Raw genomic sequence first — 14,879 nt, forward strand, 5'->3', positions numbered from 1 at the left:
AGGCAGGAATCGGCTGGAAAAGCGTGCATCGTATCAAATTCGCCGCGTATTCCGGCGATTGGGCGGCGCGCGCGACGTGGGGGCCTGTTGAGGCGCGCAGTGCGAGGGCTAGCGAGTGCCGGTGCGGGGCGCAGGCTGCGCTTCGCGCGAACCGCCGTGATGCGAGCGGAGCAAAGCGTCGGCGCGTCTGTGCTGGCACGCCGCGGCGCTTCGTTCACCCCGGTCATCCGGTTAGTCGCCGGCAACCGGATTCCGGGCGGCCGCGCTATTGCCGGCGCTCGTCGCAAACACCGCGCGCCGACGCCCGTTAGCGTGCCCCCGCCATCGCCCGTTGCAGCGTCTCCGAAGGCCGCACGCCGAACAGCCGCCGGTAGTCGGTCGCAAACTGGCTCAGATGCCAGAAGCCCCAGGCGGCGGCCACGTCCTTCACCGAATGCGTGCGGCCGCCGTCGCACAGGTCGCGGCGCGCGCCGTTCAGCCGGATCGCGCGCAGATACGCGGCCGGCGACATGCCGAGCACGTCCTGAAAGCAGTATTGCAGCGTGCGCCGGCTCACGTGCAACTGCTCGCACAGTTCGGGTACGCCGACCGGACGGTCGCGGTTCGCGAGCACGTAGCCGCGCGCATCGGACACGATCGCCTGACGCCGCTGCGACGCGACCGCCGGCTGAAACGCGTGTTCCGGCGAGCACAGATCGAACAGCGCGGCCAGCACCGACGCCTGCAGATTGCTGCGCGCGAAGCCGGACAGCGGTACGTCGAGCGCCGCGCCGTCGTCGAGCATCCGCCGCAGCGACACGCACAGTTGTACCTTGTGCCCGCCGTCGACCGGCACGACCGCCGCGTGCGGCACCGTGTCGGTCAGCCCCAGATGCTCGACTTCGGCCGCGTACTGCCGCAGCATGTCGCCGTTCACGACGATGCCGAAGAACTCGTAGTCGGCCGGCGTAATCAGTTCGAACTCGACGCCGCCCGGCCGCACCGCGAGGGCGTGATCGCCGATCACGTTCGCATCGACGCGGCCGGTGCCCTCGCGGCACAGTGGAATGCCGAACCAGTACGAATCGGACTGCACTTCGCACGTCTGCCGAAGCGCATGGCTCGTCGCTTCGCGGAACACCGTCATCCGGTCGAGGAACAGTTCGGTCAATGCGCCGGTGAAGCAGCCTGCGCTCAACTGGTCGTAGGTCTGCCGCCAGCCGTGCAGGTTGCGCGCCTGCTCGTCCGCGTCGTGCGCGACCGACGTCATCACGCGAACGGACTCGCCCCGCGCAGTGGCGGAGGACGAAGTCGTCGTATCGGCGTCGAGGCTGGAAGGGTCGCTCGTCATGGCAGACAGTCAAGGGAAACCGGGCCGCCGGATCGCCGGCTGGCGCGCGCGGCATGCAGCCGCCCGCACGGCCGAAGCGCGCGGCGGCCGATTCGCGTCGTCATGGCCGCAAGGCGCCGCGCGCGCCGCCGCGCGATCGTGCATCGCTGCAAGACCTGTGCCGGAACATTATCGCGACGCGACTCGCGCGCGAAAACGCCGTGCGAACCCGCGTGAACCCTACGCAGCAGGCGTTCTGCGATCCTATGCAAACGCGCTCGTCCATCGAAGCCGCGTCGCATCGAGCGCCCGCATCCGGGCATCGGCGCGCCGCGCCGGTGCATCCCTGCGTCCGCATGCGCAACGCGTAACAGCACGTGCGGCACATGCGGCCCGCGCGATCCGTGCGCCCGCAACCGGTCACGCATCCGCGCGCGGCGCTTCGACGGCATCGCGGACGGGCTCGCGTTCGAGCAGCGCATCGCTGTCGTCCTTCAGCCCGACGCCGGTCAGCCCGAGCCGCCGCGCATGCGTGAGCAGGTAATGCAGCTTGTGCGCGGCCGCCGCATAACCGAGCCCTTCGGGACGCACGTTCGAAATGCAGTTGCGCTCCGCGTCGCTGCGGCCGAGCTTCGGCGCATACGTGAGATACACGCCGAGGCTGTCCGGCGAACTGAGCCCCGGCCGCTCGCCGATCAGCATCGCGACGAACTTCGCGCCGAGCAACTCGCCGATCTCGTCGCCGAGCGCGACGCGCGACTGCCGCGCGACGACCACCGGCCCGACGTTCCAGTCCGTGAGCCGCGCGCAGGTCTCGACGAGCAGCGGCACCGCCTGGCGCGACGCGGCGAGCGCCGACAGCCCGTCCGCGATCACGAACACGACGTCCGGCGCGGCCTGCGCGTCGTTCGCCGCGCGCTTCAGCGCAGCGCGGCTGTCGTCGGACAGCCGCCGCCCGAGGTCCGGCCGCCGCAGATAATGCGCGCGATCCGGCGCGGCGCTGTGCGCGTCGAGCGACGCGAATCCGCGCATATGCAGCTCATCGTGCAGCGCGTTAGCGTCGAGCGGATGATGCACCGCGTCGCGCGCCTGCGCATGCGACAGATTGAACGCGAGCAGCGGCGCGGTCGGCACGCCGTTGCCCGCGCGGCCGAGCGCGATCCGCGCGGGCGTGAATTGCCGGAGCGCGTACCACGGATTCTTTTCGATCGAGTCGCTCATCCGGCCGCCATCCATTGGCGAGCGCCTTCGAGCAGCGGCTGGTTCGGCGACGCGGGCAGCAGCGCGCCGCGCGCGTCCGCGATCCGCATCGACTCCAGCCACTCCTCGAATTCCGGCGCGCGGCGCAGGCCCAGCACGTCGCGCACGTACAGCGCGTCGTGGAACGACGTGCTCTGGTAGTTCAGCATCACGTCGTCCGCGCCCGGGATGCCCATGATGAAGTTGATCCCCGCGACGCCGAGCAGCGTCAGCAGGTTGTCCATGTCGTCCTGGTCCGCTTCCGCGTGGTTCGTATAGCAGATGTCGCAGCCCATCGGCACGCCGAGCAGCTTGCCGCAGAAATGGTCTTCGAGGCCCGCGCGCGTGATCTGCTTGCCGTCGTACAGATACTCGGGGCCGATGAAGCCGACCACGGTGTTGGTCAGCAGCGGATCGAACGCGCGCGCGACCGCGTACGCGCGCACTTCGCAGGTCTGCTGATCGACGCCGTGATGCGCGTTCGCGGACAGCGCGCTGCCCTGGCCGGTCTCGAAGTACATCACGTTGTCGCCGACGGTGCCGCGCTTCAGCGACAGCGCCGCTTCGCGCGCCTCCTTCAGCAGCGCGAGCGAAATGCCGAAACCCGCGTTCGCCTGCTCGGTGCCGGCGATCGACTGGAACACCAGATCGACCGGCGCGCCCTGCTCGATCGCGGCAATGGTGTTCGTCACGTGCGTGAGCACGCACGACTGCGTCGGCACGCGATAACGCTCGCGGAACTCGTCGATCATCACGAGCAGCTTCGTGATCGCCGCAAGGCTGTCGGTCGCCGGATTGATGCCGATCACCGCGTCGCCGCAGCCGTACATCAGGCCGTCGAGCATCGACGCGGCGATGCCCTTCACGTCGTCGGTCGGATGGTTCGGCTGCAACCGCACCGACAGGCGCCCCGGCAGGCCGATGGTGTTGCGAAAGCGCGTGACGACCGGGCGCTTCTTCGCGACCGCGATCAGGTCCTGGTTGCGCATCAGCTTCGACACCGCCGCGACCATCTCCGGCGTGAGGCCCGCCGCGATCCGCACGAGCGCGTCGCTGCCGGTCGACGTCGCCAGCAGCCAGTCGCGGAAATCGCCGACAGTCAGATGCGCGATCTCCGCGAACGCGTCGCGCGAATGGCCGTCGACGATCAGCCGCGTGACCTCGTCGCTTTCGTACGGGATCAGCGCGTCGTTCAGGAACGCGCGCAGCGGCGTCTGCGCGAGCGCCATCTTCGCGGCGACGCGCTCCTCCTCGCTCGCCGCCGCGATGCCGGCAAGCTGGTCGCCGGAACGCAGCGGGCTCGCCTTCGCGAGCAGCGTCTTGAGATCGGCGAAGCGGTAGGTGCGGCTGCCGATCGTCTCGGTATAGCTCATTGCGATTGCTCCGGCGCCGCGCCCGAAGGCGCGGCGCAAGTCGCGCGGACGGCGTGTCCGCGCTCACTGCCTGCGGCCTGCTGCGCACGCCGCATGCCGCTGTTCACCCAGCGGCGGCGCGATGCGCGGGCCGTTACTCCCCGACCAGCGTATCGGCGACCGCGCCGTCACGCTGATGCCGCGTCGCGATGAAATAACCATAGCCGATCGCCATGAATACCGCGAACACGATCGCCACCTCGAAGTTGAAGTACACCATCGTCGCGAGCGAGATCGCCGCCGCGACCAGCGCGAACGCCGGGAACAACGGGAACATCGGCGCGCGGAACGGGCGCTCCATCGTCGGTTCCGCGCGGCGCAGCTTGAACAGCGCGAGCATGCTGACGATGTACATCACGATAGCGCCGAACACCGACATCGTCACGATGTTCGCGGTCAGCGTCTGCCCGGCGAACTGCACGAGTTCGTCGCTGTAGATCGCCGCGATGCCGACCACGCCGCCCGCGAGAATCGCGCGATGCGGGGTCTTGAAGCGCGGGTGCACCTTCGCGAGCCATTCGGGCAGGTAACCGGAGCGCGCAAGCGCGAAGATCTGCCGCGAATAGCCGATGATGATCCCGTGGAACGACGCGACGAGGCCGAACAGGCCGAGCCACACGAGCATGTGGAGCCAGCCGCTGTTCGAGCCGACGATGAACTTCATCGCCTGCGGCAGCGGGTCGTTGATGTTCGACAGCTTCGTCCAGTCGCCGGCCGCGCCCGCGAACACCATCACGCCGATCGCGAGCAGGACGAGCGTCACGATGCCGGCAACATAGGCGATCGGAATCGAACGTTTCGGATTCTTCGCTTCCTCGGCCGCCATCGCGACGCCTTCGATCGCGAGGAAGAACCAGATCGCGAACGGAATCGCCGCGAACATCCCATGAAACGAGCCGATGCTGAAGTGATCCGCGCCGGCCCAGCCGCCCTTCGTGAAGTTCGCCCACTGGAAGCCCGGCGACACGACGCCCATGAACACCAGCAATTCGAAGATCGCGAGCAGCGTCACGCACAGCTCGAACGTCGCGGCGACCTGCACGCCGAGGATGTTGAGCGCCATGAACACCAGATACGCGCCCATTGCCGCGTGCTTCGGTTCGAGGCCGGGGAACTGCACGTGCAGGTACGCGCCGATCGCGAGCGCGATCGCGGGCGGCGCGAACAGGAACTCGACCAGCGTCGCCGCGCCCGCGATATACCCGCCGACCGGCCCGAACGCGCGCCGCGCATACGCGAACGGCCCGCCCGCGTGCGGAATCGACGTGGTCAGCTCGGTGAAGCTGAAGATGAACGTCGTGTACATCGCCGCGACGAACAGCGCGGTAATCACGAAACCGAGCGTGCCGGCGCTCGCCCAGCCGTAGCTCCAGCCGAAATACTCGCCGGAGATCACGAGGCCGACCGCGATCCCCCACAACTGCCACGTGCCGAGCGTCTGCTTCAGCTCGTGATGCACGGCCTTGCCGCCTTGCTGGCCCTTCGACTCTGCTTTCACTGGATTCTCCCCGATGTGACGGCCCGGGCGCAGGCCCGGACCCGTCGATGCGACCCATGTTAAGAAGCCATTAATCGAGGTGTTATCGAAAATCGGCAAACATCGAAAGCGGCGGCCGCACTCAATGTGACGCGGCGATGAAACCGGGGCAATGCGCGCTGTAACAATCCTCTCCAGTCACAGCGGGTTTTCCGGGGACGCGGGGTCCCTACACTCCACTCGCAGTTTTTTTGTCCGCTGCGAAACATCCAGACAGGAGTTCCCCCGTGAAAAACAAGATTTCGCTCGCCGCCGCCGTCGCGGCCTCGCTCGTCGCTTCTTCCGCGCATGCGCAAAGCTCGGTCACGCTGTACGGGCTGATCGACGCCGGCCTCATGTACACGAACAACGTCGCGAGCGGCAAGACGAGCGGCGCGCTGTGGCAGGCGACGAGCGGCAACGTCAACGGCAGCCGCTTCGGCGTGCGCGGCAGCGAGGACCTGGGCGGCGGCCTGAAGGCGCTGTTCGTGCTCGAAAACGGCTTCAACGTGCAAAACGGCAAGCTCGGCCAGGACGGCCGGATGTTCGGCCGCCAGGCGTTCGTCGGCCTCGCGAGCGACCAGTTCGGCATGCTGACGCTCGGCCGCCAGTACGACTCGCTCGTCGACTACGTCGCGCCGCTGTCCGCGACGGCCGGCACGTTCGGCGACACCGGCTTCGCGCACCCGTTCGACAACGACAACCTGAACCACTCGCTGCGGATCAGCAACGCGGTGAAGTACACGAGCAACAACTACGCGGGCCTCAAGTTCGGCGCGCTGTACGCGTTCTCGAACCAGACTGACTTTGCGGCGAACCGCGCATACAGCTTCGGCGCGAGCTACAACAACGGCCCGCTCGCGATCGCCGGCGGTTACCTGCAACTGAACGGCACGACCGGCGCGACGGCGAGCAGCCCCGGCGCGGTCGATCTCGCGGAATCGACCGCGAACGGCAAGGGCGGTTTCGCGCTCGGCGCGGACCGGATGCGCTCGTTCGGCGGCGGCATCAACTACACGTTCGGCCCGGCAACGGCGGGTTTTGTGTTCACGCGCAGCGAGTACGCAGGCTCGACGTCGTTCGGCTCGACGGGCGGCGACGTGAGCTTCAACAACTACGAAGTGAACGGCCGCTACGTGCTGACGCCGCACGTGAACCTCGGCATCGCGTACACGTACACCGACGGCCACGTCGATCAGACGTCGACGTTCGGCGCGGACCCGAAGTGGCACCAGGTCGATCTGCAGGCGGTGTACAAGCTGTCGAAGCGCACCGACCTGTATGCGGAAGCGATGTACCAGCACGCGTCCGGGCATAACTACGTCGCGTTCATCAACACGGCGGGCGGCGCGTCGTCGACCGCGAACCAGGTCGTCGCGACGGCCGGGCTGCGCGCGCGCTTCTGACGCGCGGGGCTTGATCCGGTGCTTGCCGCGCGGTCCGCGCGCAAGCGCCGGATGAGCGAAGCCGGGGCCGCATGCGGCCGCTGGCTTCGTCACTTCAAACGGTCACGCCTTCGGCCGGTACATCTGGAATTTCTCGCCGATCTGCGCATAGTCCGCGAGATAACCCGCGCGCATCACCGGCTGCGCGGCCTGCGTGTCGAACAGGCCGTCCTTCAGGTACGCGTTCTGGATGTGCACGCCGACCACCTGGCCGAGCGCGAGCCAGTTGTCCAGCGGCTGGCCGTCGAGCGTATGCAGCCGCACGATCTGCAACAGCCGGCATTCGAGCGCGGCCGGCGCCTCCGCGACATGCGGCACCGACACGTTGCGCCCCGGCGCGGGCGTGAGCCCCGCGAGCGCGAATTCGTCGACGTCCGGCGCGACCGGCGCGGACGTGCGGTTCATCTGCTCGGCGAGCGCGCGCGACGTGAAGTTCCACACGAATTCGCCGGTCGCCTCGATGTTCGTGATGCTGTCCTTATGGCCTTCGCTCGAAAAGCCGATGATCGGCGGGAACGTCGCGAACGCGCCGAAGAAGCTGTAGGGCGCGAGATTCAGCGCGCCGTTCGCGGCGCGCGTCGAGATCCAGCCGATCACGCGCGGCGCGACGATCGCCTTGAACGGATCGTGCGGCAGCCCGTGGCCGGCGGCCGGGTCGTAGAAGTAGGTGTCGGTCATGATCGAAGCGGTTGGATGAGGGGGCCGGCCGGTCGCCAGTTGTCCCCAGGATTTGTCGATAAGCCTGTGGAAAACCTTCGCACACGCGGATCAACGCGTTGAAGGATAAGTGTTTTCGTCGGACGCTGCCGACGCGCGCAAAGCACGCGTGAATGGCGGCATGCCACGCGGGCTTTTCCACAGTTTCTGTTGAGAGCCCTGTGGGCAACCATCGGACAACCTCGGCATCCCGTTGACGCGCAACGGATATTCGCGTGACGCGACGGCGCAGGCAGCCCGTTCGCGCCGTGCACGTTATCCACAGTTTTTGTTGAGAGCCGTGTGGACAAGCTGCGCATATCCGCGGCAGACCGCTGATCCGTAACGGTTTTCAGGTGTGCGACGCAAGCTGTGCAGCCGGCGCGTCAACGGTCCTCGATCAGCTTGCGGCGCGCGGCCTTCAGCCGGTCGATGCGCGCGTCGTCCCACTCGTGGAAACCCGCGCCGCTGCGCACGCCGACGCGGCCCGCGTCCACCTGCTCGCGCAGCAGGTCGATCACGCGGTCGTCGGTCGCGAGTTCGGGCAGCAGATGCGTCGCGACGTCGACGAACGTGTCGAGACCGCCCAGGTCCGCCCCCTCGAACGGCCCGACGACGCTCCAGCGCCGGCCGAGCGACGCCTTCATCACGCGGTCGACGACTTCCGGCGTCGCCGCGCCCAGGCGGACGATGTTCAGCGCCTCGCGCAGCACCGCGAACTGCAGCCGGTTGCCGATGAAACCGGGGATCGCCTTCGCGAGCACGACCGGCTCCATGCCGATCGCGCTCATCATCGCGACGGTGTGCTGCGTGACGTCCGGCGCGGTCGCGCTGCCGGGGACCACCTCGACAAGCGGAATCACGTGCGGCGGATTCCAGAAATGCGCGATCAGGAAACGCTCAGGACCGCGCAGCGGCGCGACGAGCCGGTCCGGCTCGAAGCCGCTGGTGTTGCTCGCGACGATCGCGTCGTCCGCGAGCACGTCGCCCAGTTGCGCATACAGCCGGTGCTTGACGTCGAGCACCTCCGGCACCGCCTCGAACACGAACCGCGCGGGCGCCAGCGCGTCGAGGCTCGCGTGCGTCTCGATCCGCGCGAGCGCGTCGGCTTTCGCGTCGCCGTCGATGCGTCCGGCGTCGATCAGTTCGTCGAGCACCGCGCCCGCCTTCACGGCGACGGACGCGAGCCGCGCGGGGTCCACGTCGTGGACGAGCGTCCGGTAGCCGTACAGCGCGCACTGCGTCGCGATGCCGACGCCCATCAGGCCGGTGCCGGCCACGGCTGCCACGATTGCGGAGGTTGCGTCGGGGATTGCGGTAGGAGTCGTCATGTCGGTCGCGCCTCGTCGTTCGTTCTGTTGCCATTCAACGCGGCAGGATAGCGCCGCCAAGCGCGAGCCGTAAACGCAAAAGGCCGGCCCCCGAACGGGGGCCGGCCTTGCTTGCCGGATGAGGCGGCGCGGCGAACTTAGTCGCGCGGCACGCCGAACGGCGCGTAGTGCGAACGGCGAACGCGCTCCGCTTCGCGGTGGCGCGCTTCGTACGAATAATCCGAATCCATCGGCAGATAAGGCGAAGCGAAGAGGTCGGTCACCTTCTGGAACAGTGCGAGGATAAAGCTCATGGCGACTCCCGGTTGTGTAAGCGGCTAAGGGTTTTCCCTAGGAACGAATTATAGGGTTATCCCTTGGTTCGGCGCTAGTGCATCGCAGCAAAAAAATGCGATGCCCCGCCTGACAAGGCTTTGACGGCCTGATGCGTTGCATCAATACAACGCATAGGCCAAATTAATTCCGGGGCCGGATGAGTTCGCGCGCCGTCAGCGGGTCGGCGGATGCGCGCGATGCGGGTGCGGATGGCGCGGCGCGGGGGTCGGCGCGACCGGACGCGCGGCAGCGGGCGGAACCGGCGCGGCAGTAGCCGGCGTCGGCGCAGACGGAGCGGCGGGCGTCGTCACGCGCTCCAGCATGCTCGCGAGCGCGGCCTGCTGGGTCTGCATCATCCGGTCCGTGCGTTGCTGCTGTGCGGCGGCATCGCGCGCGAGCCGCGACAGCAGCAGCGTCTGCGTAATGCCGACGCCGACCGTCACCAGCAGCGCGCCCGCGACGATCGCGAGCATCCATTTCATCCGGCGCGTCAGGTCGGCCGCCGCGCGGCGCTGGTCCGCGATCACGCCGTACAGCGCATCGACGGTATCCGCGAACGCGGTCGCGCGGGCGCGGTCCAGTTCGGGTGTCGCGATGGGCGCGCGCGCGCCGCGCGGCGCGGGCTGAACGTGTTGGGCGGACGGCTCGGCGGCAGCGGGTCGGGTTGCGGGGTTGGTCCGGGGTGCGGCTTCGCCGGCTTCGGGCGCGGCTGCCGCGCCATGCTCTTGCGAAGCCGCCGGGTCTGCCGGCGACGACGAAACGTCCGCAACGGCAACCGTCGAGGGCGTCTCCGTTTCTTTTTCTGCCGGGAAAAGCGTGGCGTTCGATTGCGACGCGTCAGCCGCCGTCGCGTCGCCGGTAGACACGGCCGTTGCCGCATCCGCCGTCCGGTGCGCGGTCGACGCTCGCGCCGCGCGCGCCTGCGCGGTTGCCCTGCCGGGCGACATCGACGCGTCGGCTTCCGGCGCGTTCGCTTCCGGCAGGACCGGCGCTTCGTCTCCGGTCACCGCTTCCGCCGTCTGCGCCGCCTCAGCGTCCCGATCGTCCGCGCGTTTCGCCTCCGCCGTTTCATCGCTACCCGCGGCGACTGCCGCCGCGCCCTTCGACCGCAGCGCAGTCCGCTTCGGCGAGGCCGCCGCAGCCGCCGGCGCATCATTCGCGCCCTGCGCCGCCTCGACCGCCACCCGCACGACTTCCGGCAACTCGAAACCCGACGGGGTGCCTTGTCGCACGTCGATCGTCATCGCCTGCACGAGCGCGTGAGTCGGGTCGTCGGGGAACATGTCGAGCGTGCTGTCGTCGCGCGGCACGTCGCTAAGTTGCGCGAGGCGCTGCGCGGACTGCACCGCGCGCGCGAGCTTGTTTTCGGTATCGGCGGAAACGGACGACGCGGGTTCGGCGCGGCGCTTCGACGACGCGCCGCGCGAAACGCGCGAATGACGGGGGGCTGCGAAATCTGCGGAATCTGCCATGGGAAAACGATGCGATCGCCGCGCGCGACGGTCATGCGAAAGCGCCGCGCGGGTCTGGATGCGTTTTTCGGGGACCGCATTGTCTCACGGCCGCGCGCATCGGGACGCGCGTTTTTTCGCGCCGCAAACCGGGCGCGGACGCCCATGCGGATGGCTGGCCCGGTCCTCCGCGCAATCACGCCCCGGCTCAATTGCGCGGGCCGTCCTCGCGGAATTCCCTCACGCCCGGCAGCCTGCGCAGCGCCGCGCAGATCGCGTCGTATTCGGGCTGCGATACGCGGCTCAGCGTGATGATCACTTCGTCGACGCTCTCCCTGTCGTCGCTCTGCTGCAGCACGAACTGCTTCACGCGCGGGCTCGACGTGCCGAGCGCGGCGTCCAGCGAATGGAACGTCAGCGAGCCGCGCTCGACCAGCAGCGTCAACTGGCGGCGCTGCTTCGCGGAGATGAAGCGCCGCTCCAGCGGCTTCACCCCCGCGAGGATCAACAGGATGATGATCGTCGCGGCGAGCGACGCCGTGTACAGCCCGCCGCCGACCGCAAGCCCGATCGCCGCGACCGACCACAGGCTCGCCGCCGTCGTGAGCCCGCGCACGATCTCGCCGCGCAGCAGGATCGACCCCGCGCCGAGAAAGCCGATGCCGGACACGACCTGCGCCGCGACCCGCGACGGATCGAGCACGACGTGCTCGTCGGACAGCACGTCCGCGAAGCCGAACGCCGACACGATCATGATCAGCGCGGAGCCGACGCACACCAGCATGTGCGTGCGCAGCCCGGCCGCCCACGAGAGCCGCTCGCGCTCGAAACCGATCACGCTGCCCAGCGCCGCGGCCAGCACGAGCCGCGAAATGAGTTCGACATTACCCAGCATCACCCCTCCTTTTCCCAATGCGGCGGCGCAGGGCCGCCGCGTCGTTCGGCCTGTTGTTGTCCCTGGTTGAACCGCGCGATACGCGCACGGCCTCGCGGCGAATGCGGACCGGCAGCAATCGCCGCGCGGCTCATCGACACGGCAAGCGTTGCATCGTACTCCGCCCGGGCCGGCGGCACGAGCCGCAGCCGCGGACCGTGCCTCGCGCGCGTGCCGTACTGCCGTACTACCGTACAATCGCGGGCACCGTCCCGTTACCCGTTCGACGGCGGGCCGCGCCCGTCACCGAACGCATCACCGATGAACGCAATCACCAGCGCAGCCGGACTGCGCGATCACTTCGACCGCACCGTGCTGCCGCTCTGGCGCGGTCCGGGTTTCGACGCCGCATTGCGCCTGCCGTACGAGGCGCTCGATGCGAACGGCCAGCAGCCGCTGCCCGTCACGCGTTATCGCGCGATGGCGTGCGCGCGCCAGCTCTACGTGTTCTCGCAGGCCGGCGACGCCGCGCACGCGCATACGCTGTTCGACGCGCTGATGCGTTTCGGGGACCGCGAGCGCGGCGGCTGGTTCTATAGCGTCGATCCGCAGGGCGCGCCGCTCGACACGACAAAGGACCTCTATACGCACGCGTTCGTCGTGTTCGCGTGCGCCGCGTATGGCCGGCGCTTCGGCGTCGGCGACGCGTTCGACGTCGTCCATCGCACGTCCGCGCTGATCGTCGATCGTTTCGCGGCCAGCGACGGCCTGTTGAACGCGGCGCTCGACGCCGGCTTCGCGAACGTGAGCGCCGCGCCGTTGCAGAACCCGCTGATGCATCTGACCGAAGCGTGGCTGCTCGCGCGCGACGCCACCGGCGACGCCGCGTTCGACACCGCGATCACGCGCGTGATCGAAGCGGTCACGCGGACCTTCCTGCATACGCCGACGGGCTGCATCGCGGAGTTGCCGGTCGGCGACGCGGACAACCGGCTCGAACCGGGCCATCAGTTCGAATGGTTCTGGCTGGCGGCGCAGGCAGGCGGCCGGCTCGGCGCATCGGGCCTCGACGCGCATCTGACGCGCGCGTTCGCGTTCGCCGTGCAGCAAGGCGTGGACCCGGCGAGCGGCGCGGTCTGCGCGGCGCTCGACGAGCAAGGCAACGTGATCGACGCGACGCAGCGGATCTGGGCGCAGACCGAGTATCTACGCGCGATTGCGACGCATCGCGACGCGGCCGTGCAGGCGACGCTGCCCGCGCAGATCGGGTGCTTCGCGGCGCGCTTTCTCACGCCGCGCGGATGGGTCGAATGCAGGAATGCGGCCGGCGAGGTCGCGCGCGCGGACATGCCGTCCACGACGCCGTATCACCTGCTGACCGCGTATCAGGCGTTGCCGGCGTGAGCGCCGGCTGTTGATGCAGTGCGATGGAAAGCTGGAAATGCCAGCGTTTCTACGACTGAAACACCGCCTGCCTCCCCACGCGGCATGAAACGAAACGCTCCCTCCCCGCGCCGCTGAAACGACGTATCGGACCAAGCGCCGGCCATCGACGTATAGAGCCGTTGGCCGCCCCGCACACCCAGGCGCAAGCGGCCAACCCCTCGCTAAACCGCCGCACGAGCCCGCACGGCGCGACGCCCTCGCCCGCTCAAACCCCCGCTCAAACCGCCGCGAACTTCCGCGCCGGCTCCACGCGCGAACGCGCCGCCGGCGCGAGCGCATCGCCGTCCGCCAGCACCGCCGGCGAGATCACGAACGCGGCCACCGCGTCCTTCAACTGCTCCGTCTGCTGATACAGCGACGCGGCCGCCGCCGCGGCTTCCTCCACGAGCGCCGCGTTCTGCTGCGTCATCTGATCCATCTGCGACACCGCCTGGTTCACCTGCTCGATGCCGGCGCTCTGCTCGCGCGACGACGCGCTGATGCCCGCCATCATCTGCGCGACGCGCGAGATCGACTCGCTGACCTCGCGCATCGCGCCGCCCGCCTGGCCGACGAGTTCCGAGCCGCCGCGAATCTGCTCGACCGATTCGCTGATGAGCGTCTTGATCTCCTTCGCGGACTGCGCGCTGCGCTGCGCGAGCGCGCGCACCTCGCCCGCGACCACCGCGAACCCGCGCCCCTGTTCGCCCGCGCGCGCGGCCTCGACCGCCGCGTTCAGCGCGAGGATGTTGGTCTGGAACGCGATCCCGTCGATCACGCCGATGATCTCCGCGATGCGGTCCGAGCTTTGCGCGATCCCGTGCATCCGCTCGACCACGCCGTTCACGACGCCGCTGCCGCGCGACGTCGCGTCGAGCGCGCTTTCCGCGAGCACGTTCGCCTCGTGCGCGTTGTCCGCCGTGTTGCGCACGGTGCCGGTCAACTGCTCCATGCTCGCGGCGGTTTCCTCCAGCGACGCGGCCTGGCTCTCGGTGCGCGCGGACAGGTCGGTGTTGCCCGCCGCGATCTCGTTCGCGCCGGTGTGGATCGAGTCGGCCGATTCGCGCACCGCGTGCACGGTGCGCGCGAGGCTCGCCTGCATCGCCGCGAGCCCATGGAACAGCCGGCCGATCTCGTTGCTGCCGCGCGGCGCGATGCGCTCGTCGAGGCGGCCGCGCGCGATGCGCTCGAAATGCTGCCCCGCCTCTTCGAGCGGCGCGACCACGCCGCGGCGCAGCCCGGCGTACACGCAGGCCGCGAGCACGACCAGCACCGCGAGCGTCGCGGCGCTGACGACGCGGAACAGCGCGAGCCGCGCGTCGATCGAATCGAGCGACGCGCGCGACGCCGCGTTGCTGAACTTCACGAAGCTCGCGAGTTCGGCCAGATACGCGTCCTGATACGACTGCGTCGGCTGGTCCAGATACGCCTGCAAATTGTTCGACTCCAGATACTGCGCAAGCTGGCCGAGCGCGGTGTGCAGCGTCTGATAACGCGGCGCGAGCGCGGCGACGCGCGCGCGGTCGTCGTCGCTGATCTGCGGCGTGCCCGTGAACGCGTCGAACGAACGCGCCGCCTGATCGAGTTCCTCGCGCGCGTGCGCGATGATGTCGGCCGGCACGGTGCCGCCGCGCACGATCCGGGTGCCGGCGCGCGCGAGGTTCAGCCGCGCGTCCATCAGGTGCTGGGTCGTTTCGTCGATCGAGTTGGTCTGGCGCAGCGCGACGCTCGACAGGTCGTCGACGTCGGCATGGGTGCTGGTCAGCGACCACCAGCCCAGGCCCTCCGTGATGAGTTGCAACACGCAAAAAGCGACGAGGACACATAACAGGCCGGTCGAGACCCTGATCTTGCTGAACATCTTGA

At 68.9% G+C, this 14,879-nt stretch carries 12 protein-coding genes; 2 read left to right on the forward strand and 10 right to left on the reverse strand.

What is annotated here, in order from left to right; translation table 11 throughout:
- Nucleotides 1-307: 307 nt before the first annotated feature.
- From BLV92_RS20720 to eat, 4 genes are all read right to left on the reverse strand, one after another.
- On the reverse strand, nucleotides 308-1,330 hold the full coding sequence (locus tag BLV92_RS20720; protein ID WP_090548308.1) for a helix-turn-helix domain-containing protein: 1,023 nt from the start codon (nucleotides 1,328-1,330) through the stop codon (nucleotides 308-310).
- A gap of 399 nt (nucleotides 1,331-1,729) precedes the next feature.
- On the reverse strand, nucleotides 1,730-2,530 hold the full coding sequence (eutC, locus tag BLV92_RS20730) for an ethanolamine ammonia-lyase subunit EutC (RefSeq protein WP_090551268.1): 801 nt from the start codon (nucleotides 2,528-2,530) through the stop codon (nucleotides 1,730-1,732).
- Entirely contained in the window at nucleotides 2,527-3,921 is a 1,395-nt protein-coding gene (locus BLV92_RS20735; protein WP_090548312.1) for an ethanolamine ammonia-lyase subunit EutB, read from the reverse strand. The genes eutC and BLV92_RS20735 overlap by 4 nt, the downstream gene beginning before the upstream one ends.
- A gap of 133 nt (nucleotides 3,922-4,054) precedes the next feature.
- Nucleotides 4,055-5,458 carry an ethanolamine permease gene (gene eat / locus BLV92_RS20740; protein ID WP_090548313.1) on the reverse strand — a complete coding sequence of 468 codons (1,404 nt, stop codon included), beginning with the start codon at nucleotides 5,456-5,458 and terminating at the stop codon, nucleotides 4,055-4,057.
- A gap of 266 nt (nucleotides 5,459-5,724) precedes the next feature.
- On the opposite strand from eat, the gene BLV92_RS20745 reads away from it, so the two are divergent.
- Nucleotides 5,725-6,882: a porin gene (locus BLV92_RS20745; protein WP_090548315.1), complete on the forward strand. Its 1,158-nt coding sequence runs from the start codon at nucleotides 5,725-5,727 to the stop codon at nucleotides 6,880-6,882.
- Between the two features lie 102 nt (nucleotides 6,883-6,984).
- Here the strand turns inward: BLV92_RS20745 and BLV92_RS20750 are convergent, their stop codons facing one another.
- From BLV92_RS20750 to BLV92_RS20765, 5 genes are all read right to left on the reverse strand, one after another.
- Entirely contained in the window at nucleotides 6,985-7,599 is a 615-nt protein-coding gene (locus tag BLV92_RS20750; RefSeq protein WP_090548316.1) for a flavin reductase family protein, read from the reverse strand.
- A 404-nt stretch (nucleotides 7,600-8,003) separates the two neighbouring features.
- A complete protein-coding gene (locus BLV92_RS20755; RefSeq protein WP_090548318.1) occupies nucleotides 8,004-8,948 on the reverse strand; it encodes a 3-hydroxyacyl-CoA dehydrogenase family protein in 945 nt (314 codons plus the stop codon).
- A 137-nt stretch (nucleotides 8,949-9,085) separates the two neighbouring features.
- Nucleotides 9,086-9,241 (reverse strand): hypothetical protein, encoded by a 156-nt coding sequence (locus BLV92_RS32155; RefSeq protein WP_166676678.1) that lies wholly within the window; start codon nucleotides 9,239-9,241, stop codon nucleotides 9,086-9,088.
- Nucleotides 9,242-9,436: 195 nt separating this feature from the next.
- On the reverse strand, nucleotides 9,437-10,735 hold the full coding sequence (locus BLV92_RS20760; RefSeq protein WP_090548320.1) for a hypothetical protein: 1,299 nt from the start codon (nucleotides 10,733-10,735) through the stop codon (nucleotides 9,437-9,439).
- A gap of 187 nt (nucleotides 10,736-10,922) precedes the next feature.
- Entirely contained in the window at nucleotides 10,923-11,609 is a 687-nt protein-coding gene (locus BLV92_RS20765) for an MgtC/SapB family protein (protein ID WP_090548321.1), read from the reverse strand.
- Between the two features lie 300 nt (nucleotides 11,610-11,909).
- On the opposite strand from BLV92_RS20765, the gene BLV92_RS20770 reads away from it, so the two are divergent.
- The gene (locus BLV92_RS20770; protein WP_090548323.1) at nucleotides 11,910-12,992 is read left to right on the forward strand and encodes an AGE family epimerase/isomerase; all 1,083 of its coding nucleotides are present in this window, start codon (nucleotides 11,910-11,912) and stop codon (nucleotides 12,990-12,992) included.
- 259 nt (nucleotides 12,993-13,251) lie between these two features.
- Here the strand turns inward: BLV92_RS20770 and BLV92_RS20775 are convergent, their stop codons facing one another.
- Nucleotides 13,252-14,874 (reverse strand): methyl-accepting chemotaxis protein, encoded by a 1,623-nt coding sequence (locus BLV92_RS20775; protein WP_090551270.1) that lies wholly within the window; start codon nucleotides 14,872-14,874, stop codon nucleotides 13,252-13,254.
- Between the last annotated feature and the right edge of the window lie 5 nt (nucleotides 14,875-14,879).

This window comes from Paraburkholderia caballeronis, from assembly GCF_900104845.1.
In the GTDB taxonomy this organism is placed as follows: domain Bacteria; phylum Pseudomonadota; class Gammaproteobacteria; order Burkholderiales; family Burkholderiaceae; genus Paraburkholderia; species Paraburkholderia caballeronis.